Source organism: Methylobacterium sp. NPDC080182 (assembly GCF_050281105.1).
In the GTDB taxonomy this organism is placed as follows: Bacteria; Pseudomonadota; Alphaproteobacteria; order Rhizobiales; family Beijerinckiaceae; genus Methylobacterium.
Genome location: NZ_JBNNWO010000013.1, coordinates 1 through 20008 on the forward strand (window position 1 = coordinate 1; position 20008 = coordinate 20008).

General features: G+C 71.7%; 19 protein-coding genes and 1 pseudogene. 7 read left to right on the forward strand and 13 right to left on the reverse strand.

Annotated elements, in window-relative coordinates; all coding sequences use genetic code 11:
• A pseudogene (locus ACQKQD_RS21840) lies at positions 1-135 on the forward strand (ferredoxin--NADP reductase); the annotation flags it as partial.
• A gap of 47 nt (positions 136-182) precedes the next feature.
• On the opposite strand, the gene ACQKQD_RS21845 reads toward ACQKQD_RS21840, so the two are convergent.
• From ACQKQD_RS21845 to ACQKQD_RS21905, 13 genes are all read right to left on the reverse strand, one after another.
• The gene (locus ACQKQD_RS21845) at positions 183-2222 is read right to left on the reverse strand and encodes a molybdopterin-containing oxidoreductase family protein (RefSeq protein WP_427509539.1); all 2040 of its coding nucleotides are present in this window, start codon (positions 2220-2222) and stop codon (positions 183-185) included.
• Positions 2223-2446: 224 nt separating this feature from the next.
• A complete protein-coding gene (locus ACQKQD_RS21850; protein WP_042672622.1) occupies positions 2447-3139 on the reverse strand; it encodes a GntR family transcriptional regulator in 693 nt (230 codons plus the stop codon).
• A gap of 85 nt (positions 3140-3224) precedes the next feature.
• Positions 3225-3989 (reverse strand): carboxymuconolactone decarboxylase family protein, encoded by a 765-nt coding sequence (locus tag ACQKQD_RS21855; RefSeq protein ID WP_042672624.1) that lies wholly within the window; start codon positions 3987-3989, stop codon positions 3225-3227.
• Positions 3986-4375 (reverse strand): cupin domain-containing protein, encoded by a 390-nt coding sequence (locus ACQKQD_RS21860; RefSeq protein WP_020093166.1) that lies wholly within the window; start codon positions 4373-4375, stop codon positions 3986-3988. Before ACQKQD_RS21860 ends, ACQKQD_RS21855 begins: the two co-directional genes overlap by 4 nt.
• Positions 4376-4384: 9 nt before the next feature.
• Positions 4385-5290, reverse strand: a complete 906-nt coding sequence (locus ACQKQD_RS21865; protein WP_427509540.1) for an NAD(P)-dependent oxidoreductase — start codon at positions 5288-5290, stop codon at positions 4385-4387.
• Positions 5291-5316: 26 nt separating this feature from the next.
• Positions 5317-6693, reverse strand: coding sequence for an MFS transporter (locus tag ACQKQD_RS21870; RefSeq protein WP_427509541.1), 1377 nt, complete (start codon positions 6691-6693; stop codon positions 5317-5319).
• 70 nt (positions 6694-6763) lie between these two features.
• Complete coding sequence (locus tag ACQKQD_RS21875) at positions 6764-7165, reverse strand: carboxymuconolactone decarboxylase family protein (protein WP_091928057.1); 402 nt, start codon at positions 7163-7165, stop codon at positions 6764-6766.
• Between the two features lie 58 nt (positions 7166-7223).
• Positions 7224-8660: an aldehyde dehydrogenase family protein gene (locus ACQKQD_RS21880; RefSeq protein ID WP_427509542.1), complete on the reverse strand. Its 1437-nt coding sequence runs from the start codon at positions 8658-8660 to the stop codon at positions 7224-7226.
• A 4-nt stretch (positions 8661-8664) separates the two neighbouring features.
• Positions 8665-9537 (reverse strand): NAD(P)-dependent oxidoreductase, encoded by an 873-nt coding sequence (locus ACQKQD_RS21885; protein ID WP_427509543.1) that lies wholly within the window; start codon positions 9535-9537, stop codon positions 8665-8667.
• 55 nt (positions 9538-9592) lie between these two features.
• On the reverse strand, positions 9593-9919 hold the full coding sequence (locus ACQKQD_RS21890; RefSeq protein WP_020093160.1) for an NIPSNAP family protein: 327 nt from the start codon (positions 9917-9919) through the stop codon (positions 9593-9595).
• A 12-nt stretch (positions 9920-9931) separates the two neighbouring features.
• A complete protein-coding gene (locus ACQKQD_RS21895) occupies positions 9932-10741 on the reverse strand; it encodes an N-acyl homoserine lactonase family protein (protein ID WP_020093159.1) in 810 nt (269 codons plus the stop codon).
• A 127-nt stretch (positions 10742-10868) separates the two neighbouring features.
• Positions 10869-12107: an MFS transporter gene (locus ACQKQD_RS21900; RefSeq protein ID WP_020093158.1), complete on the reverse strand. Its 1239-nt coding sequence runs from the start codon at positions 12105-12107 to the stop codon at positions 10869-10871.
• 146 nt (positions 12108-12253) lie between these two features.
• The gene (locus ACQKQD_RS21905; protein WP_244492290.1) at positions 12254-13006 is read right to left on the reverse strand and encodes an IclR family transcriptional regulator; all 753 of its coding nucleotides are present in this window, start codon (positions 13004-13006) and stop codon (positions 12254-12256) included.
• A 407-nt stretch (positions 13007-13413) separates the two neighbouring features.
• Here ACQKQD_RS21905 and ACQKQD_RS21910 point away from each other — a divergent pair, with 407 nt between their 5' ends.
• The 6 genes from ACQKQD_RS21910 (at position 13414) to ACQKQD_RS21935 (ending at position 20004) form a co-directional block, all read left to right on the forward strand.
• Positions 13414-14424 carry an ABC transporter substrate-binding protein gene (locus ACQKQD_RS21910; RefSeq protein WP_244526951.1) on the forward strand — a complete coding sequence of 337 codons (1011 nt, stop codon included), beginning with the start codon at positions 13414-13416 and terminating at the stop codon, positions 14422-14424.
• A gap of 50 nt (positions 14425-14474) precedes the next feature.
• Complete coding sequence (locus ACQKQD_RS21915; protein WP_427509544.1) at positions 14475-15626, forward strand: acyl-CoA dehydrogenase family protein; 1152 nt, start codon at positions 14475-14477, stop codon at positions 15624-15626.
• Positions 15627-15631: 5 nt separating this feature from the next.
• A complete protein-coding gene (locus tag ACQKQD_RS21920) occupies positions 15632-16762 on the forward strand; it encodes an acyl-CoA dehydrogenase family protein (protein WP_427509545.1) in 1131 nt (376 codons plus the stop codon).
• 14 nt (positions 16763-16776) lie between these two features.
• Complete coding sequence (locus ACQKQD_RS21925) at positions 16777-18033, forward strand: CaiB/BaiF CoA transferase family protein (protein ID WP_427509546.1); 1257 nt, start codon at positions 16777-16779, stop codon at positions 18031-18033.
• Positions 18030-18833: an enoyl-CoA hydratase/isomerase family protein gene (locus ACQKQD_RS21930; protein WP_042675316.1), complete on the forward strand. Its 804-nt coding sequence runs from the start codon at positions 18030-18032 to the stop codon at positions 18831-18833. Before ACQKQD_RS21925 ends, ACQKQD_RS21930 begins: the two co-directional genes overlap by 4 nt.
• A 169-nt stretch (positions 18834-19002) precedes the next feature.
• The gene (locus tag ACQKQD_RS21935) at positions 19003-20004 is read left to right on the forward strand and encodes a TRAP transporter substrate-binding protein (protein WP_427509547.1); all 1002 of its coding nucleotides are present in this window, start codon (positions 19003-19005) and stop codon (positions 20002-20004) included.
• Positions 20005-20008 lie beyond the last annotated feature (4 nt).

Genomic DNA, 20008 nt, shown 5'->3' on the forward strand with positions numbered 1-20008 from the left:
GACCGCTTCATGCTCTGCGGCAGCCCCGACATGATCCGCGACACCCGCGAGCTCCTGACGTCCCGCGGCTACGAGGAGGGCAACCACGGCGAGGCTGCCCACTACGTCATCGAGAAGGCCTTCGTCGAGAAATAGCGCACCCGCGCAGGCCGGTGCGGCCTCAGCCCGGTGCGGTCCGGAATTCAGGCCGCGCGGACCCAGACCGCGGTGTCGTGGAAGGCGGCGCCGTCGTTGGGCGCGGCCGGCGCGGACCCGATTAGCGCGTTGATCCCGCTGCCCCCGCCGATGAAGGCCGCGCTCGGCCACAGGCTCTCGACCACGACGACGCCCGGCTGCTGCCCCTCGGCGAGCCGCGCGTGCAGCCGGACCCGGCCGCGGGCGTTGCCGACCTCGACGGCGTCCCCCGTGCCGATCCCGAGCCGGTCGCCGTCCGCGGGGTGGATCAGGCAGGTTGGCCGCCCCTCGCGGCGGAGCGACTCGGGCACGTTGGTGAAGGTCGCGTTGAGGAACTGGCGGGCCGGCGGGGCGATCATGCGGAACGGGTGCTCCGCGTCGGCGGGCTCGGCCTCCGGCCAGTGATCCGGCAGGGACGGCATCCCGGCCGCGCGCGGGCCCAGTGACGCCCAGTCGGGGGCGAAGCGGAAGCGGCCGTCGGGATGGCCGAACCCGCTCAGGAAGTGGCTCTCGGCGAAATCCGGCTGCGCGTCGATCCAGCCCTCCGCCTCCAGACTGCCGAGCCCGCCCCAGCCGGAGCGCGCGAGGGTCGCGTCGGCGAGGTCCCGGGCGCTCAGGCGGAAGCCCGCGTGGTCCGCCCCGAGCCGGGCGGCGAGCGCCGACAGGAGCGCGTGGTTCGAGCGGCACGCGCCGGGCGGCTCCAGGATCGCCGGGCCGGCCTGGATGTGGCTGTGGCCGCCGGCCCCGTAGATGTCGTCGTGCTCAAGGAAGGTGGTGGCCGGCAGCACGAGGTCGGCGAGCGCGGCCGTCTCGGTCAGGAACTGCTCGTGCACGGCCACGAACACGTCCGGCCGCGCGAGCCCGGCGCGCACCAGGGCGCTGTCGGGCGCGGAGACCGCGGGATTGGCCGACTGGATCAGCATGGCGCGGACCGGGGGCCCGTCCTGCAGGGCGTCGGGATCGTCGGCGAGCACGGCGCCGATCCGGCTCATGTCGAGCTCGCGCACGCCCGGCGCCCTGGCGTCGAGACCCTCCGTCAGGGTCTTGTCCCAGTTGAAGATCGCGGCGTGCTGCCAGAGGGCGCCGCCGCCCGGGTGCTGCCACGCGCCCGTGACGGTCGGCAGGCAGGTCACCGCGTGCAGGTTCACCGCGCCGTTGCGGCTCCGGGTGAAGCCGAAACCGCAGCGGATGTAGCTGCGCGGCGTGTTGCCGTAGAGGGCCGCGAAGGCCTCGATCGCGGCGGGCTCCAGGCCGGTGATCGCCGCCGCCCATTCGGGCGTGCGCGACGCCAGATGCGCCTCCAGCGCGGCCGTGTCCTGCGCGTGCGCGGCGAGATAGGCCCGGTCCGCGTGGCCGTCGCGGAACAGGACGTGGAGCACCGCGCAGGCCAGCGCCCCGTCGGTCCCGGGCCGGGGCGCGAGGTGGAGGTCGGCCGCCGCCGCGGTCCCGGTGCGGTACGGATCGATCACCACCAGCTTGGCGCCGCGCGTCTTGCGGGCGCGGCTGATGTGGGTCATCGCGTTGACCTGCGTGCTGACCGGGTTGCCGCCCCAGACCACGATCAGGTCGGACAGCGCCATCTCGCGGGGATCCGGCCCGGCGATCCGGCCGACCCCGGCGCTCCAGCCCGCGATCGCCACCGCCGTGCAGATGGTGCGCTTGCGCCGCGAGTAGCCCATCACGTGGGTCAGCCGGTGGATGCCGTCGCGCTGGACGAGCCCCATGGTCCCGCCCGAGTTGTACGGCCAGACCGCCTCCGGCCCCCAACGGTCCGCCGTCTCGGAGAAGGCCGCGGCCAGCCGGTCGAGCGCCGCGTCCCAGGAGATCCGGCGCCACGCCCCGCCGCCCTTCGGCCCGACGCGCTCCATGGGGTGGAGGATCCGGTCCGGGTGGTGGACGCGCTCGCCGTAGCGGCTGACCTTCGCGCAGATCACCCCGGCCGTGTAGGGGTTGTCGCCGCCCCGGACCGAGACGACGCGCCCGTCCGCGACTTCAACGTCGAGGCTGCAGGCGGAGGGGCAATCGTGCGGGCAGACGGTCCGGACCAAGCGACGAACTCCCGTGGCGCCAGCAAGGGGAAGCAAGGACCGTGCGGTTCTGGGCCTTCCGCCGGGGGACCGCAAGGCGTGTCGCCGCCGGTCGCTCGGCGCAGGGCGCGCGACATCACCGACAGGGCATCGATCATCTGGACCGCCTCGGCCACGGGCGTCGCCGCGGAGGCGACCTCGCCGCCCTCCCCCGCGCAGGGTCTGCGCGCCCGCGGACCGCGCGCTCAGCTCACCGCGTCGAGGGACGTCTGCGCGATGCGGAACGCGAGCTGCTTGAGGGCGACCGCGCACGCGTTGGTGACGTGGAGGCGGGCCAGCTGCTCGGCCTTCGCGGCGTCCCGGGCCCGGAAGGCCGCGACGAGGGCGTCGATCTCGGCGAGGCTGTGCGGCAGCCGCTCGGGATGCATCAGCGATGTCGCGCGCAGCAGGTTGATCCGCGAGTAGAAGCCGCGAAGGGTCTCGCGGACCAGATCGTTCCCGCAATGGCTGAGCATCACGTCGTACAGGACGCCCTTGGCGCGCAGGACGCGGTCCGTGTCGCCGCTGCCGGCGGCCTCGCGCAGATCACCGGCAGCGCGTCCGAACTCGGCGATCGCCGCGTCCGTGGCCTGGGTGGCGAATTCGTGCGCCGCGTAGCCTTCCAGCACGGCCCGCAGCGCGTAGAGCTGACGCGCCTCCTCCACCGAGATCGAGGCCACGACCGGGCCGCGATGCGGCACCGTGTGGACGAGCTTCTCGGCCTCGAGCCGGCGCAGGGCCTCGCGCACGGAGGCGCGGCTGACGCCGAGCCCCTCGCACAACTCGCGCTCGATCAGCCGCTCGCCGGGGGCGTAGACGCCCGACGTGATCGCCTCGCGGACGGCGTCCTCGACCTTTTGCCGGAGCGTGTCCGGCTGGATGGCCCTGATCTTGTTCATCGCTGGGGATTCGGGGATCGCTGGCGAGCCGAAGCGGTGGCATGGCGCAGCCTCGAGTGGCAAGGCGTGCCCCGGCGCGCGTCGGTCAGCCCCGGCCCCGCACGGCCAGTTCGTCGCGCAGGATCGGCGCGGCCAGTTCCGCGCCGTGCATGCCGATCAGGCTGACGATCTCGAGGACTTCCATCAGCTCCTCCTTGGTCGCCCCGTAACCGAGGGCGTTCTTCATGTGCATCTTCAGGCCCGGCACGTAGAGGTGCGTCGCCGCCGCGTCGAAGGCGCAGTAGACGAACTCCTTCATCTTCGGCGTGAGCACGCCGTGGCGCCAGGGCCAGGCCGAGAAGTCGAGGTAGCCCTCGAACAGGTCGGGATCGAGTTCGAGGAGACCGTCCCAGAACGCGTGCCAGTAGCCCCGGTCGCGGGTGAAGTCGGATTTCAGCTGCTCCTGCCGCGGCGTCAGCGGCGCGGGGCCGCTCCGCTGACCGGCCTCCTCCAGCACCTCCAGCAGCAGCGGCACGCCGATGTTGCAGGCGTGGATGCCGAGGGTCGCCGTGAGCGCGAGCACCTCCGTGATCTCCTCGGCCGTCGCGCCCGCATCGAGGGCATTGCGGATCTGGCGGCGCGTCCCGGGCGCGTAGAGGTGGGTCGCGGCCGTCGCGGCCGAGAGCGCGATCAGGGCGCGGTCCTTGGCGCCGAGATGGTTCTTGCGCACGGGGACCATCGCCAGCCGGGCCCAGGCGTCGAGGAAGCCCGGGGCCAACTCGGCGAGGGCCGCCTGCTCCGCGTCCCAGTAACCGAGCTCGCCCTGCACGGTGTGCCGGAGGCTCTCCGGGCTCGGCGCGGGCCCGGTCATGCCGTGGCTCCGGCGTAGTCGGCCTCGACCACCTCGTCCTGCCAGTCGGTCTTGCCGAGCGAGATCGCCGTGTGGAGCAGGTAGCTGTCGGCGGCCGCGCCGTGCCAGTGCCGCTCGTCCGCGGGGATCCAGACGGTGTCGCCCGCCCGGATCGGCTGCGCCTGCTGGCCCGCGACGCAGATCCAGCCCTTGCCGGCGGTGACCTGCAGGATCTGGCCCTGCGCGTGCGCGTGCCAGAAGGTCCGCGCGCCGGGCGTGAAGAAGACGTTGTTGATCATCACGCCGCCCGTCGACGGCATCACCGGGTCGGCCCAGACCTGCCCGGTGAAGGTCGGCCCGCGGCTCTCGGACTTCGCGCTGTTCTCGCGGCCGTGGAAGATCTGCATCGTATCCTCTCAGTTCTCGTGTCGGTTGCCGTGGAGCCGGACACCGCCGGAGACGTCGCCGATGGCGTCGACGACGCGGTTGGAGATGACGTCGCCGTAGCCGAGCGCCGTGGCGAGGCCGAAGCTCGCCATCGGGCCGGACGCGTTGAGGGAGGCGACGCCGAGCTCGTGCAGGAGATCGGTGTAGAGCACGACGTCCTTGGTCATCAGCTTGCCGGTCAGGCCGCCTTCCAGGTAGTCGCCGTCGACGATCTTCGGGAAACGGTTCAGCGTCGCGAAGTTGACGCCGCTGGAGGCGTTCAGCACCTCCAGGAGCCGGTGCAGGTCGAGCCCGGCCTTCCGGCCCGCGACCATGACCTCCGCGGTGGCGGCGAGGCTGACCGCGTTCAGGAAGTTGTTGAGCAGCTTGGTCGTGTGGCCGGCCCCCGATCCGCCCATCACGACGACCTTCTGGGCGATCGGCGTGAACACCCAGCCCAACCGGTCGATGACGGCGGGATCGCCGCCGACCATCAGGGTCAGCGTGCCTTTCTCGGCCGCGGCGGCGCCCCCGGAGATGCCCGCGTCGACGTAGGCGACGCCGCGCTCGGCCAGCGCCGCGGCGATGCGGCGCGTCGAGCTGGCCGAGGCCGTGCTGAGGTCGACGACGATCTGCCCGTCCCGGCAGCCCGCGAGGACCCCGCCCGCGCCGAGCACGACGCGCTCGACCACCTTGCTGTCGGGCAGGGACATCAGGACCACGTCCGTCTCACCGACGACCGCGGCGATCGAGGCCGCGTCCGTCGCGCCCCAGCGCGCGGCGGCCTCCCGGTCGGTGTCGAAGCCGACCACATCGATCCCCGCGCCGGTCAGGCGGCGCGTCATGCGGCCGCCCATGTTGCCGAGCCCGATGAAGCCGATCCGGTTCCCGTTCATGCTGCGTCCTCCGCGCGGCGTCCGGCTCAGTGGCCGGTGCCGAAATCGACGTCCTTGGTCTCCGGCCCGATGAGCGCGCCCACGGTGCCGATCAGGCCGCCGACGATGAGCAGGGCCACGGGCGTCAGCGCGAGCGGCATCAGCGCGCTCAGCCAGTCCATGTAGAAGGCGTAGAAGGACGGGATCACCACCGAGAGGCTGAAGCCGATGCCGAAGCCGGTGGCGCGGACATCGGTGGCGAAGCGCTCGTTGATGTAGGTGACGATGACGCCCCAGGGCGAGGTCACGATCACCGCCAGGAGGCTGACCAGAAGCACGCGGGTGCCGAACGCCATGTCGGGCGTGACGGTCAGGGTGTAGAGGATGTACGCGCCGACGGTCGCGATCAGCGGGCCGACGATCACGAAGAAGCGCCGGCGGCCGATGGCCTGCCCGAGCAGTCCGGAGCCGATGTAGCTGAAGAACAGGATCGTGTAGCAGATCATCAGCGTCGCGGTCAGCGCGAAGCCGTTGAGGTGCAGGGTCTTCACCAGCAGACCGGTCGGCATGTAGATCGTGATGATGTTCTGCGTCGTCCAGAAGCCGGTCATCAGCAGCAGGACCTGCAGAAGGTCGCGCCCGCCCTTCCCGGAGAACAGGCCCGCCATGGGCGATGCCTCGGCCTGTTCGGCCCCGGCGGCCGCCTCCTTCTTCCAGACCTCCGATTCCGAGACCTTGTGGACGTAGTAGAGGGCGAGCAGGCCGGCGAGCGCCGCGCCGACGATGAAGGGGATGCGCCAGCCCCAGACCGTGTAGGGCGACCCGGGCCCGTCGAGCGGGAACAGGTAGAACATCAGCATCGTGATGAGGTTGATGCTGACGTAGGCGGCCGGGAAGCCCGCGATGATCAGGCCGCCGACGAAGCCGCGCTTGTCCTTCTTGGAATACTCGATGGCGAGCGGCATCGCCCCGGTGTAGCCGCCCCCGAGGAAGATCCCGTCGAGGAAGCGCAGCAGCACCAGCAGGATGTACGAGGCGAGGCCGAGCGTCTCGTAGCCGGGCAGCAGGCCGATCAGCAGCGTGATCACCCCGAAGCCCGCCACCGAGTAGATCGAGGCGGCCCGGCGGCCGACCTTGTCGGCGATCAGGCCGAAGATGAGCGCGCCGATCGGGCGGCCGAGCAGGGTTGTGATGAACACCAGCGAGGCCAGCACCGTCTCCATTTGGGGAGACAGGTTCTTCGGCTGGAACATGAACATCACCGGCGCCAGCGCGACCACCGGCAGGTAGATGTCGAACATGTCGATGTATTCGGAGAAGAACGCGCCGCGAATGGCGCTCTTCCGCTTCTCCTCGATCGACTGTGACGCGGCCGAGCGCGCGCCCGCCGTGTCCGTTGCCAAGGCTGCCGACGTGACCGACATGGCGTCTCCCTCCCTGTTCGTCTGCCGCGCGAGTTTTCTGACTGCGTCGGACCTGGGCGCGGGTGCGGGCTCAGCGCCCGCTGGCGTGCTCTCTGTCCCAATCGGCGATCGCCGCGGAGGCGGTCCGGAAGGCCGCCAGGGCCGCCGGGGCGCCGCAATAGACGAGCGCCTGCATCAGCACCGCCTGGATCTCGTCCCGGGTTACGCCGTTGTTGAGCGCGCCTTTGACGTGGACGCCGAGCTCGTGGTGCTGGTTCATCGCGGTCAGCATCGCGATGTTGAGCATGCTGCGGGTCTTGAACGGCAGCGTCTCGTCGCCCCAGACCGCGCCCCAGCAGTACTCGGTCACGAGCCTCTGGACCGGACGGTTGAACGCGTCGGCATTGGCCCAGGACTTCTCGACATGGGCGGCGCCGAGGACGGTCTTGCGGTTCTCGAAACCCTGGCCGAACAGCTCGCTCTCGTCGGACATCTGGTTCTCCTGGTCGGGGCCGACGCGCGCGGGCGCCGGCCGCATCGCGCGGGACAGTTCAGTCGAGGCCGAAGCCGATCATCGCCTTGGTCTCGAGGTATTCCTGGAGACCGGCCTCGCCCCATTCCCGGCCGTTGCCGGACTGGCGGTAGCCGCCGAACGGCGCGTGGACGTCCGGGGGCGGGTAGTTGATGTGGACCTGGCCGCCGATGAGCCGCCGCGCCACGGCGCGCGCCCGGTCGCGGTCCCGTCCCTGCACGTAGGCGGCGAGCCCGTAGCGCGAGCCGTTGGCGATCGCGATCGCCTCGTCCTCGCTGTCGTAGGCGAGGATCGACAGGACCGGGCCGAAGATCTCCTCCCGCGCGATGGTCATGTCGGGGGTCACGTCGGCGAAGATTGTCGGGCGGACGTAGAAGCCGCGGTCGAGGTGGTCCGGCCGCTCCGGGCCGCCGGCGACGAGCCGCGCGCCCTCCGCGATGCCGGTACGGATCAGCCCGACGACGCGCTCGTACTGGGTGCGGTTGACCACCGGGCCGAGATCCGTCTCGGGGTCGGCGGTCGGGCCGAGCCGGAAGCCCGCCGCCGCCTCGGCCGCGATGGCGGCCGCCTCGTCCATCCGGGCCCGGGGCACGAGCATCCGCGTCGGGATCGAGCAGGACTGGCCCGAATTCGTGCAGCAGGCCGCGACGCCGCGCCGGACCGCCTGATCGAAGTCGACGTCCTCCAGCAGGATGTTGGCGGACTTGCCGCCGAGTTCCTGCGCGACGCGCTTGATGGTCGGGGCCGCCGCCCGGGCGATCTCGATCCCGGCGCGAGTCGACCCGGTGAACGAGACCATGTCGATCCCGGGATGCGCGGCGATCGCGGCGCCGACGCCGGGGCCGTCCCCGTTCACGAGGTTGAACACGCCCGGCGGCACGCCCGCGTCGTGCAGGACCTGCGCGAACAGCATCGCGCTGACGGCCGAGTACTCGCTGGGCTTCAGCACCATCGTGCAGCCGGCCGCGAGCGCCGGGGCGATCTTCACGACGATCTGGTTGATCGGCCAGTTCCAGGGGGTGATCAGGCCGCAGACGCCGATCGGCTCGCGCCGGATCCGGGTGGTGCCGCGATCCTCCTCGAACGCGAAGCGCTCCATCACCGCGATGAGCGCGTTGAGGTGCGCCGGGCCCCGCGCCGCCTGCCCCTTGCGCGCGAAGCCGATGGGCGAGCCCATCTCCTGCCGGATCGTCTCCGCGAAGATCTCGAACCGCTCCTCGAAGAGCGCGAGGATCCGGCGGAGGAGCGCGACGCGTTCGGCGGGCGCCGTCTCCGAGAAGGCCGGGAAGGCGGCGCGGGCCGCGCGCACGGCCCGGTCGACATCCGCGGCATCGCCGAGCGCGAGGGTGCCGAACGCCGTCTCGGTGGCGGGGTCGATCAGCGGGAACGGCCGGGCCGAAACCGGCTCGACCCAGGCACCGTCGATGTAGAAGCGGCTCAGGTCCGGGAGCGCCATGGTCTCAGGCTCCCTCGGCCAGCAGGCGGTACATCTCGGTGTGGTCGGCCGCGGGCCCGACCTCGGCGGCAATGGCGTGCCAGGTCTCGATGCAGTGCCGGCCGAACCCGAGCGGGTAGTCGACTGAGTCAGCCAAAGCCCCGGCGATGCCGAGATCCTTGTCCATCAGCTTCAGCGAGAAGCCCGAGGCGAAGCTGCCGCTGAGCATGAACTGCTTGACCTTGTTCTCGGAGGTATTGCTGCGCCCGGACGAGGCGTTGAGCACGTCGGTCATGGCCTCCGGCGCGATGCCGAAGCGCTGCGCCACGTGCAGCGCCTCGACGGTGGCGAGCAGGCCCGCGGCGGAGACGAAGTTGTTCAGCGCCTTGGCGGCGTGGCCCGATCCCGCTTGGCCGATATGCAGGACGGATGAGCCCATCGCCTCCAGCACCGGCCGCCAGCGGGCGAGGAGATCCGCCTCGCCGCCGACGAGGATCGCGAGCGTGCCGTCCACGGCCCGCCGCACGCCGCCCGAGACCGGCGCGTCGAGATAGCCGAGCCCCTTCCCGGCGAGCGTCTCGCCGAGGGCGCGGGAGCGCACCGGCTCCGACGAGCTCATGTCGATCACGGTGGCGCCGGCCGGGAGCGCGTCGGCCCAGCCCTCGTCGAGCAGCACCGCCTCGACGATGGCCGAGTTCGGCAGCATCGTGATCAGCAGGTCGAGTTCGGACGCGTTCTCCCGCGTGAGCGTCGCCGCGCCGAGATCCCGGGCGAGCGCGTCGGCACGGCCGGCGTCCGCGTCCAGCAGGCGGAGCGCGTGCCCCGCTCGGGCCAGGCACCGGCTCATGGGATCGCCCATCATGCCGAGGCCGATGACGCCGATGGTTCTCTGTTCCATGCCGTGAATATCCCTCTGGGCGACGGCCGGACTGGCCCGGCGCCGCGTGTCCCCGTCAGCGCAGGGCGGAGAAGTCCGTGGGGGCGAGGAAGGTGTTCTCGATCCGGGCGACGATCGGCCGGTCCTTCTCGGTCTCGGCGCGGGCGGCGATCCAGTCCGGATCGGCCTGGAAGGCGTTCCAGCGCGCCTCGCGCTGGGCCATGTCCTCCCACTTGAGCAGGTAGGTGAGCGCGTGGTTGTCGGGACCGACGAGCGTGGTCCAGAAGCCGACCTGCTCGATGCCGTATTTCTGGAAGAAGCCGAGCGTGGTGGAGCGGAACCGCTCCAGCAGGGCCGGCAATCGGGTCGGGGCGCAGTAGTAGACGCGCATCTCGACGATCATGGAATCCTCCGGTCAGTAGGTCGGTGAAGCGGTCGGAGGCAGGTCGACGCGCGCGATCCAGCCGGCGACATCCGCGGACGCCGGCGGGTAGATCGCGAGAACCTGCGGATCGTGGCCCGGGACGATGTGATCCTCGGACTCGGCCAGATGCCGGACCGTCCGGTAGCCCTCGAACATGTCGCCGACATTGTAGACGATGGGATAGGCGAGCCGGCGACCGATATTGGCGTAGAAGTGCGCGGCGTCGGAGGCCAGTACGACCCAGCCGCGCGCGGTCCGGACTCGGACGATCTGCAGGCCGTCCGAATGGCCGCCGACCCGGTGGAGGGTGATCCCCGGATACAGCGTGTCGGTCGTCTCGCGGAAGCGGACGCGGTCCTCGAACAGGCGGTCCACCATCGCTTTCACGTCCTCGGCGGCGAAGGGGTGGCGGACCTCCGGATGGCACATGCACCGGCCGGTGCAGAACGCCATCTCGCGTTCCTGGACGTGGAAGCGGGCCGTCGGGAACAGGTCGTGGTTGCCGGCGTGGTCGTAATGCAGGTGGGTCAGGACGACGTCCTCAACCCGCAGCGGGTCGACGCCGATCCGCGCCAGGCCCTCCTCGACCGGCCGCACGATGCTGCGGCCTCGCTTCGTCGCCATCGCCCGGTCGAAGCCGGTATCGACGACGATCGTCCTGCCACCGCCGACGACGACCCAGACGAAGTAGTCGATCGGCATCGGGCCGTCGTGGATGTCCCCGCCGATGAAGTTCTCGCGGGCCATACGGTGATGATGCGCGTACTTGATCGCGTAGATCTCGTAGATCTCTGCGTCCATGCGGGCGTTTCCTTCGGGCGGCCGGTTGACCCGGCTCATCCTCGCGGATGCCTCTCATCCGCGGGCCGAATGGAGCATATCGTCCGACAATCTGTCAATCTGGCAAAATCTGGTCCGCAACCGCCTGTCAGGCCGGCGCCCTCGGGCGACGCATCGCGAAGCCGAACACCCACAGCGACAGGCCGAGATTGATCGCCGCCACGGCCAGCATCACCTCCAGCAGGGGCAGCAGGCCGAGCCGTTCGGCGACGTAGCCGCAGGCCAGGGGCGTGATCGCCTGGCCGAGGAGCGGGAGGCGGGCGAGCCGGCCCATCGCCGCCGCGTACTGGCCCTGTCCGTAGAGCGCCAGCGGCAGCGTGCCCCGCACGACGGTGCGCATGCCGTTGCCGGCGCCGTAGAGCACCATCGCGAGCCACGCCAGGGACGGGATCGTCGCCAGCAGCAGGAGCCCCAGCCCGACGCTGGCGCTCGACAGGAGCAGGGACCAGGCCGGGTGGGCGCGGCGGCCGAGGGCCAGTTCGACGACGCGCACGCCGACCTGGGCGGGACCGATCAGGCCGGTCAAGGCCACCGCGGCGGTCGCGCCGACGCCCAGCGTCTGCAGCAGGTTGAGCAGTTGCACCGAAGTGGCGGTCATGATCATCGCCGCCATCGTGAAGGTCACGGCGAGCAGACGCTCCGCCGGCAGGCGCGCCGCTTCGGTCGAGCCGGTCGGCTCGTAGGGCCGGGGCGCCGCGGCGGGCTCGACCGCGCCCCGGCTCCGGGCCGGCAGCGCCCAGGCGAAGAGTGGGACCACGAGGGCGACGGACAGGATCGCGTAGGTGAGGCAGGCCCCGCGCCAGCCGACATGATCGACCAGGAACCGCGTGGCGGGCCAGCAGAGCGAGACCGCGAAGCCCGACGAGATCGCGATCTGGGTCATCGCCCCGCGCGCGGCGGCGCCGTAGGCTTGGCCGATCGCCGCGAAGAGCGGGTCGTAGAGCGCGGCCGACATGCCCAGGCCGGCGACCATCCAGGCGAGCAGGAAGACCGGGAGGGACTGCGCGACCGCCATCAGCACGAGGCCCGCCGCGATGATCGTGGCGCCGGCTACGAGGACCGGCCGCCCGCCGTGACGCCGGATCATGCGGCCGACGAACGGCGCGGGCAGGCCCGACACGAAGATCGCGAGCGAGAGCGCGCCCACCACCATCGCCTGCGGCCAGCCGGTCTCGGCGACGATCGGGTCCGAGACGACGGCGGTGAGGAAGAACGTGCCGCCCCACAGGACGATCTGCGTGACGCCGAGGGCGACGTTGCCGGCGATGGTCGGACGCGGCAGCGTATCGGGCGGCTCTGAGCCGCGCGCGGTTGGGGCGCCGGGCACGATGATGATGTCTCCCAGTGGTCGTCTTCCAGGCTGCAGGGCCTCGAGCCTCACTAGCGCGCTACCGGGCCGATCAGCCCCGCAATCCTCGATCTGCAGCCGTGCGCGGGGTTCGGAGGTGACGGCGGGGTCGACGGCGACAGGCCTCAGGGCCGCGACGGATCCTCCGGCAGGAACCGCGCCACCGCGTCGTGGATCGTCGCGGCGATCTCCGCTTCCCGACGCTCGAACTCGTCGAGCAGGCCGGACACGGCGACCGCCAGCGGGCGGCCCTTGCTGTCGATGCGCCGGGGCAGCGGGACCGCGATCGAGCCGGCGCCCGGCGTGACGAGCCCGCGGGAGAGGAAGTGCCCGTCCCGCCGCAGCCGCGCCAGGTTGGCCAGGACGGCCGCGACCGCGATCGGCGGCTGCTCGGCCGGCGCCTCCGCGTTCGTGCGGCGGACCAGCGGACCGATCTCGGCCTCCGGGCTGTCGGCGAGGAGCGCGGTGCCGGTCGCCGACCAGACGACGAGGCGGCGCGTCCCGGGCGGAACGTGGAAGCGCATGGCGGTGCGCGCCTGCAGGACGTGGACGTACTGCGAGAAGATCGCGTTGCGCGCGGCGAGGATCACCGTCCCGCCCGTGCGCTCCGACAGGTGCTCGAGCATGCGCACGAGGCTGCCGTCGCGCACCGGTCCCTTGTCGAGCCACGCGCCGAGGAGCGCCACCCGGGGCGACGGCAGGAAGCTGCGGCTCGCCGGGTCGTAGTCGAGATAACCGAGCCGGACGAGGCTCTTCAGGAGCACCGACGTCGAGGATTGCGGGACGCTCAGCCGCTCGGCGATCTCGGAGACCCTGGCTTCCCGCTGGATCTCGTCGAACAGCTCCAGGATCTGGAGCACCCGTCCGGCGGACTTCACCAGGGCCACATCCGAACCGGCGGGATCGGCCCCCACCGTAAGGTCCGTGGACGCGCCCCCCCGAGCGCCGATGCGCTCAACCATGACGCGACGCGCGAAACGACAGTCCCGGAGGCCGCACAGCTCGAAACGGCCCTGGTCGCCCACGCGCGGATCCGTGGTGATCGCGGCGCATCGCAGGCACGTTCCCTCCTCCGCCGCCCCAACAGCCCGCGCCGCTCGCCGGCACTATAGATCCGGCATGCCCGGCGACTCCCATCATATATGTGATATTCCTCAGCATATGGGCGATGGCGGTTGATGCCGGGTGCGGGCTCTGCCCTACTCGTGCGCGGTGTCGGACTCGTCTGACCGACCGGCACCGGGAGACCGCGCGGCAAGCGCGGCCCTGCTCGGGAGGAATGCCGATGTCGCTCCGCCACGCGGCCGTCGCCGCGCGCCTCCTCGCCGCCGCGCTGATGCTCCCGGCCCTCGGCGGGGCGGCGCGGGCCGAGACGGCCTCCGTCCGCATCGGCCTGCAATACGGCCTCGTCTACCTGCCGGTGATGATCGCGCAGAGCGAGGGGCTGTTCGACAAACGCGCCAAGGCCGCGGGGCTCGACGGCTTGTCGGTCACGCTGACCCGCTTCAGCGGCTCGACGGCGATGAACGACGCGCTGCTCTCCGACAGCGTCGAGCTTGGCACCCTCGGCTCGGCCGGTGCCCTGATCGCCTGGGACAAGACCCGCGGGAGCCAGCAGATCAAGAGCCTCACCGCCCTGAGCTCGGTCGTCTACACGCTGTTCACCGGCAAGCCCGGCGTGACCGCACTGAAGGACTTCACCTTCGGCGACAAGATCGCGGTCCCGGCCTTCAACTCGCCTCAGGCGATCCTGCTGCGGGTCGCGGCGGCCCAGCAGCTCGGCGGATCAGCCAAGGCCGACGCGCTGATGGTAAGCCTGCCCCATCCGGACGCCACCGCGGCGATGCGCGCCGGACAGGGCATCGCCGGCTACTTCGCGACGCCGCCCTTCACCCAGGTGCTGCAGGCGGATCCGAAGATCCGGACGGTCATGACCTCGACCGGCCTGATCGGCAGCGGCGACATCACCGCCGCGACCCTGAACGCGAAGCAGGGGTTTGTCGACGCGAACCCGAAGGTCGCGCAGGCGATCCGCGCCGGGATGGAGGATGCGGTGGCGCTGATCCGCAGCGACCCCAAGCGCGCGGCGTCGATCTATCTCGCCTCGGAGCAGGTTCAGATCGACCGCGCGCAAGTTGAGGCGATCCTGACCGACGGTTCCATCGTCTACGACGTGGCCCCGAAGGGAATGGTCGCCCTCGCCAAGGCGATGGCGACGCAGGGCTTCCTGCGGAAGGTACCGGGCGACTGGCAGGAGATCTTCTTCCCCGGCCTCGAGGGCCGCGACGGCAGCTGAGCGCCGCGGATTCGGCGCCGCCAGCCCGTCCCGCCGCTCAGGGAGCCCCGATGCACAGTTTCCGCTTCAGCGCCGAGCCGCTCCCGCCCGAGGCCGAGGCCGCCCGCGCGTCCGTCCGCGCCTTCCTCGACGCGGAACGGGCGGCCGGGCATTTCGTCCCGCACCGGACCTCGTGGACGACCTTCGACGCCGCCTTCAGCCGGCGCGCGGGGGCCGCGGGCCTCATCGGCCTGACGATGCCGGAGGCCTATGGCGGCCACGGCCGCTCCGGCCTCGTCCGCTTCGTCGTCACCGAGGAGATGCTGGCGGCCGGCGCGCCCTGCGGCGCGCACTGGATCGCCGACCGCCAGTCGGGGCCGCAGATCCACCGGCACGGCACCGAGGCGGCCAAGCGGGCGATCCTGCCGCGGATCTGCCGGGGCGAATGCGCCTTCGGCATCGGCATGAGCGAGCCGAATTCCGGCTCGGACCTCGCCGCCGTCCGGACCCGCGCGGTCCGCGACGGCGACGATTGGGTGATCAACGGCTCCAAGATCTGGACGACGAACGCCCATCAGGTCGACTACCTGCTGGCCCTGGTCCGGACCGGCGAGCCGGGGCCAGACCGGCACGGCGGGCTGACCCAGTTCATCGTCGACATGGCGGCCCCCGGGGTGACGGTGCGGCCGATCCTCGACCTGTCGGGCCATCACGAGTTCAACGAGGTGTTCTTCACCGATCACCGCGTCCCCGACGCGATGCGGGTCGGCGCCGAGGGCGCGGGCTGGGGTCTCGTCACCGAGGAGCTCGCCTTCGAGCGCTCGGGGCCCGACCGCTTCCTGTCGGATTACCGGCTGCTCGTCGAACTCGTCGACCGGATCGGGCCGGAGCCGGACCGGTTCCAGGCGGTCGAGACCGGGCGGATGGTGGCGCAGCTGACCGCGCTGCTGGGCATGTCGGCCTCGGTGGCCCGCCTCCTCGACCAGGGCGTCGTGCCGGGCGTCGAGGCGGCGCTCGTCAAGGATGTCGGCAACGGCTTCGAGCGCGCGGTGCCGGAGATCGCCCGGCGGCTGGTGCCGGTCGAGCCGAGCCTCACCGCGCAGGGCGACGCCTTCCGCGAGGCTCTGGGCGGCGTGACCCTGCGGGCACCGTCCTTCACGCTGCGCGGCGGCACCCGCGAGGTCCTGCGCGGCGTCATCGCCCGGGGGCTGGGGCTGCGATGAGCCGGATGGAGCACGCCGAGGCCGGCGACGCGGTCGACGGGATCGTCCTCGATCAGGTCGAGCGGCTGCTCGCCCAGCACCTCACGCCGGCGCTGCTGGCCGCCTGCGACGGGGCCGCGGGCGCGGCCGCAAGGGCGGCGGATCTCTGGCCGGCGGATCTCTGGACGGCGCTCGCCGAGAGCGGCCTGCCGCTGGCGCTGGTGCCCGAGGCGGAGGGCGGGATCGGCCTCGCCGCCACCACCGCCGCCCGGCTGATCCGGCGCTGCGGCCGGGCCGCCCTCCCCCTGCCCCTGCCGGAGACCGTCGCGGGCGCGGCGCTCTGGGTCGCCGCGGGGGGACAGGCGGGCGACGGCGCCCTGTCGCTGGCCCCGGGCGGTGGCCCCGTGCGGATCGCGCCGCACGCGGAGGGCTTCGTCCTGGACGGACGGGTCGCGCAGGTGCCCTGGGGCGGTTCGGTCGCGGCCCTGCTCCTCGACGCCGTCGACGCGGCCGGCGTCCCGCACCTCGTGCGGATCGCCGCCCCCGAGACGATCCGTGACACGCACCACAATCTCGCGGGCGAGCCGCGCGACACGCTCGATCTGACCGGCCACACCGTCCCGGCCGAGGATGTCCGCGCCGCGCCGGGCTGGGCGACCGGCGCGGGCGTGCCGTCCGTCGAGGCCGTCGGCGCCTGGGTCCGGGCGCAGCAGATGGTGGGCGCCCTGGAGACCTGCCTCGGCTCGGCCCTCGCTCACGCCCAGGAGCGGCAGCAATTCGGCCGGCCGCTCGCCAAGTTCCAGGCGATCCAGCACATGCTGGCCGAGGCCGCGGGCCACGTCGCGGCCGCGACCGCGGCCGCCGACCTTGCCGCCGCCTGCTGGGGCGACACGCGCTTCGTCCTCGCCACCGCCATCGCCAAGGCGCGCTGCGGCGAGGCGGCGGGCCACGTCGCGGCGATCGGCCACCAGATCCACGGGGCCATGGGCTTCACCCAGGAGCACCCGCTTCACCGCGCGACGCGGCGGCTGTGGTCCTGGCGCGACGAGTTCGGATCCGACGCCCTCTGGCAGGAGCGGATCGGGCGCGCGGTCTGCGCGGGCGGCGGCGCGGCCCTCTGGCCGATGTTGGTCCGCCTGCGCGGCGGCGCCGGGTGACAGGGGAGACAGGCGTGCCGGATCACTCCGCCGAAACTCACTCCACCGAGACGAACACGGCCGGGCCGCTCGTGGGCGTGCGGGTGGTCGACCTGACCAGCGTGATCATGGGGCCGTCGGCGACGCATATCCTGGCCGATCTCGGCGCCGACGTGATCAAGATCGAGACGCCGGAGGGCGATTCCTTCCGGCATTACCGGCCGGCCCGGGGCGCCGGGATGGGCGGCAACTTCCTGCACCTCAACCGCAACAAGCGCAGCGTCCGCCTCGACCTGAAGCGAGCCGCGGCGCGGGCCGCCCTCGACCGGCTGATCGCCACGGCCGACGTCTTCGTCCACTCCATGCGGCCCGACGCGATCCTGCGCCTGGGCTACGGCTACGCGCGGGTGCGCACGCTCCAGCCCGACATCGTCTACTGCGGCGCCTACGGGTTCGGGGCCGACGGTCCCTACGCCCACAAGGCGGCCTACGACGACCTGATCCAGGCGGGCTCGGGCCTCGCGGCGCTCCAGACCGCCGCCTATGGCCAGCCCGGCTACCTGCCCACGGTGCTGTGCGACAAGATCGCCGGACAGGCCATCGCCTGCGCGATCCTCGCCGCGCTCTACGAGCGCCGGGCCGGCGGCGGCGGGCAGGCGGTCGAGGTGCCGATGTTCGAGACCATGGTGGAGTTCAACTTCGTCGAGCACATGGTCGGCTACGCCTTCGAGCCGCCGCTGGGGCCGCCGGGCTTCAACCGGGTCCTGAGCCCGCGGCGCAAGCCCTATCGGACCCGGGACGGCCACGCCTGCATCCTGCCCTATTCCGACCGGAACTGGCGCGACTTCTTCATCCATACCGGCCGGCTCGAATTCGTGGACGATCCCCGCTTCGCGCCGCTCGCCGTGCGGGTGGAGAACATCGAGATCCTCTACGCCCTGGTCGAGGAGGAGGCAGCGCGCCGGACCACCGCCGAATGGGTGGCGTTCTGCGACTCGGTGAGCATCCCGTGCATGCCGGTCCTCGGCCTGGAGGACCTGCCGGAGGACGCGCACCTGAAGGCGGTCGGCTTCTTCGGCAGCGCCGAGCACCCGAGCGAGGGGCGCTACCGCACCATGCGCCGGCCGGTCTCGTTCAGCGGCAGCCGCTTCGCGATCCACCGCCACGCCCCGCGGCTCGGCGAGCACACCGCCGAGGTCCTGGCCGAGGCCGGGCTCGAACCGGCCGAGATCGCCGCCCTGATGGACGCGCCGGACAAGCCCGACACCGCGCCCCTGGAGGCTGCCCGATGAGTGTTGAATCCGAGGTCCGCGACGCGGGCGAGGACCTGCTGTTCTCCGTCGCGGAGGGGGTGGCGACGATCACGCTGAACCGGCCCGAGCGGAAGAACGCCTTCACCTTCCCGATGATCGAGTCCTGGACGGCGGCCCTGCAGCGCTGCCGCACCGACGCGGCGATCCGCGTCGTGGTGGTGACCGGCGCGGGCTCGGCCTTCTGCAGCGGCGGCGACATCGTCGAGATGGGCGAGCGCCTCGACCAGCCGCCGGCCCGACGCAAGGAGGAGCTTTACGGGCGGATCCAGCGCATCCCGCTGACGCTGGAGGATCTCGACAAGCCGGTGATCGCCGCCCTGAACGGCGTGGCCACCGGCGCCGGCCTCGACCTCGCCCTGATGTGCGACCTGCGCTTCGCCGCCAGGAGCGCCCGCTTCGCCGAGACCTACGTGCGGGTCGGCCTCGTCCCCGGCGCGGGCGGCGCCCATTTCCTGCCCCGCCTTGTCGGGACCGCGAAGGCGCTGGAGCTGTTCTTCACCGGCGATTTCGTCGATGCCGACGAGGCCCTGCGGATCGGCCTCGTCAACGGCGTCCACGCCGACGCGGACCTGATGCCGGCCGTGGCGGCGCTGGCGCGGAAAATCGCCAAGGCGCCGCCGCTGACGCTGAGCCTGATCAAGCGCGCGGTCTACCAGGGCATGCGCAACGACCTGCGCACCAACCTCGACCTGATCTCCTCCCACTACGCCGTCGTCACCGCGACGCCCGAGCATCGGGAGGCCGTGCAGGCTTTCATCGGGGGGCGCGACAGGACCTGAAGCGTCGGGGCCCGGTCCCATTGCCGCCCGCATCAAGACCGAAACGTTTGTGCGGGCGACATCTTCCCCCCGGCGTCGCACTTTCGCGCTTGTCGCCACCGCGCTCACCTGCAAGTCTATCCAAAATTCAATCCGCGCAACGACGCGGGCTCAGGTCTGGGAGGACGCGATGACGGCTCGGATACTCGGTGCGCTCGTGTGTGCGCTCGCCTTCGTCACGCCGGCCGCGGCGCAGACCCCCATCGTCATCAAGTTCAGCCACGTCACCACCACCGACACGCCCAAGGGCCAGGGCGCCGAGCGGTTCAAGCAGCTCGCCGAGGAGCGCACCAAGGGGGCGGTCAAGATCGAGATCTACCCCAACAGCACGCTCTACAAGGACAAGGAGGAGGTGGAGATGCTCCAGCTCGGCGCCGTGCAGATGCTGGCGCCGTCCACGAGCAAGTTCGGGCCCCTCGGCGTGAAGGAGTTCGAGGCCTTCGACCTGCCCTACATCTTCCCCAACGAGCAGGTGCTGCGGCGCGTCCAGGACGGGCCGATCGGCCAGGGCCTGTTCAAGAAGCTCGAGACCAAGGGGATCAAGGGCCTCGGCTACTGGGACAACGGCTTCAAGATCCTCACCGCCAACAAGCCGATGCACGCCCCCGAGGACGTGAAGGGCCTGAAGTTCCGGATCCAGTCCTCGAAGGTTCTGGAGGCGCAGTTCAAGCAGCTCGGGGCGCTGCCGCAGGTACTCGCCTTCTCCGAACTCTACCAGGCGCTGCAGACCGGCGTGGTCGACGGCCAGGAGAACCCGCCGTCGAACGTGACGACCCAGAAGCTCAACGAGGTGCAGAAGCACGCCACGCTGACCTATCACGGCTACATCGGCTACGCGGTCATCGTGAACAAGGGCTTCTGGGACGGGCTGCCGGCCGACATCCGCACCACGCTCGAGGGCGCCATCAAGGATGCGACCGCCTACGAGCACGAGATCGCCGACAAGCAGAACGAGAAGGCGCTCGCCGACATCCGCGCCACCGGCAAGACCGAGGTCTACACGCCGACAGAGGCCGAGAACGCCGCGTGGCGCAAGGCCCTGGCGCCGGTCCAGCGCGAGATGGCCTCCCGCGTCGGCAAGGATCTGGTCGCGGCGCTGAACAAGGAAGCCGAGGCGGCGCCGAACAACTGATCCC

Bases quoted from the DNA above. Each gene is read 5' to 3' on its own strand.
- ACQKQD_RS21850 (WP_042672622.1), bottom strand. From the start codon at position 3,139: ATGAACAAGATCAGGGCCATCCAGCCGGACACGCTCCGGCAAAAGGTC.
- ACQKQD_RS21855 (WP_042672624.1), bottom strand. From the start codon at position 3,989: ATGACCGGGCCCGCGCCGAGCCCGGAGAGCCTCCGGCACACCGTGCAG.
- ACQKQD_RS21860 (WP_020093166.1), bottom strand. From the start codon at position 4,375: ATGCAGATCTTCCACGGCCGCGAGAACAGCGCGAAGTCCGAGAGCCGC.
- ACQKQD_RS21865 (WP_427509540.1), bottom strand. From the start codon at position 5,290: ATGAACGGGAACCGGATCGGCTTCATCGGGCTCGGCAACATGGGCGGC.
- ACQKQD_RS21870 (WP_427509541.1), bottom strand. From the start codon at position 6,693: ATGTCGGTCACGTCGGCAGCCTTGGCAACGGACACGGCGGGCGCGCGC.
- ACQKQD_RS21875 (WP_091928057.1), bottom strand. From the start codon at position 7,165: ATGTCCGACGAGAGCGAGCTGTTCGGCCAGGGTTTCGAGAACCGCAAG.
- ACQKQD_RS21880 (WP_427509542.1), bottom strand. From the start codon at position 8,660: ATGGCGCTCCCGGACCTGAGCCGCTTCTACATCGACGGTGCCTGGGTC.
- ACQKQD_RS21885 (WP_427509543.1), bottom strand. From the start codon at position 9,537: ATGGAACAGAGAACCATCGGCGTCATCGGCCTCGGCATGATGGGCGAT.
- ACQKQD_RS21890 (WP_020093160.1), bottom strand. From the start codon at position 9,919: ATGATCGTCGAGATGCGCGTCTACTACTGCGCCCCGACCCGATTGCCG.
- ACQKQD_RS21895 (WP_020093159.1), bottom strand. From the start codon at position 10,741: ATGGACGCAGAGATCTACGAGATCTACGCGATCAAGTACGCGCATCAT.
- ACQKQD_RS21910 (WP_244526951.1), top strand. From the start codon at position 13,414: ATGTCGCTCCGCCACGCGGCCGTCGCCGCGCGCCTCCTCGCCGCCGCG.
- ACQKQD_RS21915 (WP_427509544.1), top strand. From the start codon at position 14,475: ATGCACAGTTTCCGCTTCAGCGCCGAGCCGCTCCCGCCCGAGGCCGAG.
- ACQKQD_RS21920 (WP_427509545.1), top strand. From the start codon at position 15,632: ATGGAGCACGCCGAGGCCGGCGACGCGGTCGACGGGATCGTCCTCGAT.
- ACQKQD_RS21930 (WP_042675316.1), top strand. From the start codon at position 18,030: ATGAGTGTTGAATCCGAGGTCCGCGACGCGGGCGAGGACCTGCTGTTC.
- ACQKQD_RS21935 (WP_427509547.1), top strand. From the start codon at position 19,003: ATGACGGCTCGGATACTCGGTGCGCTCGTGTGTGCGCTCGCCTTCGTC.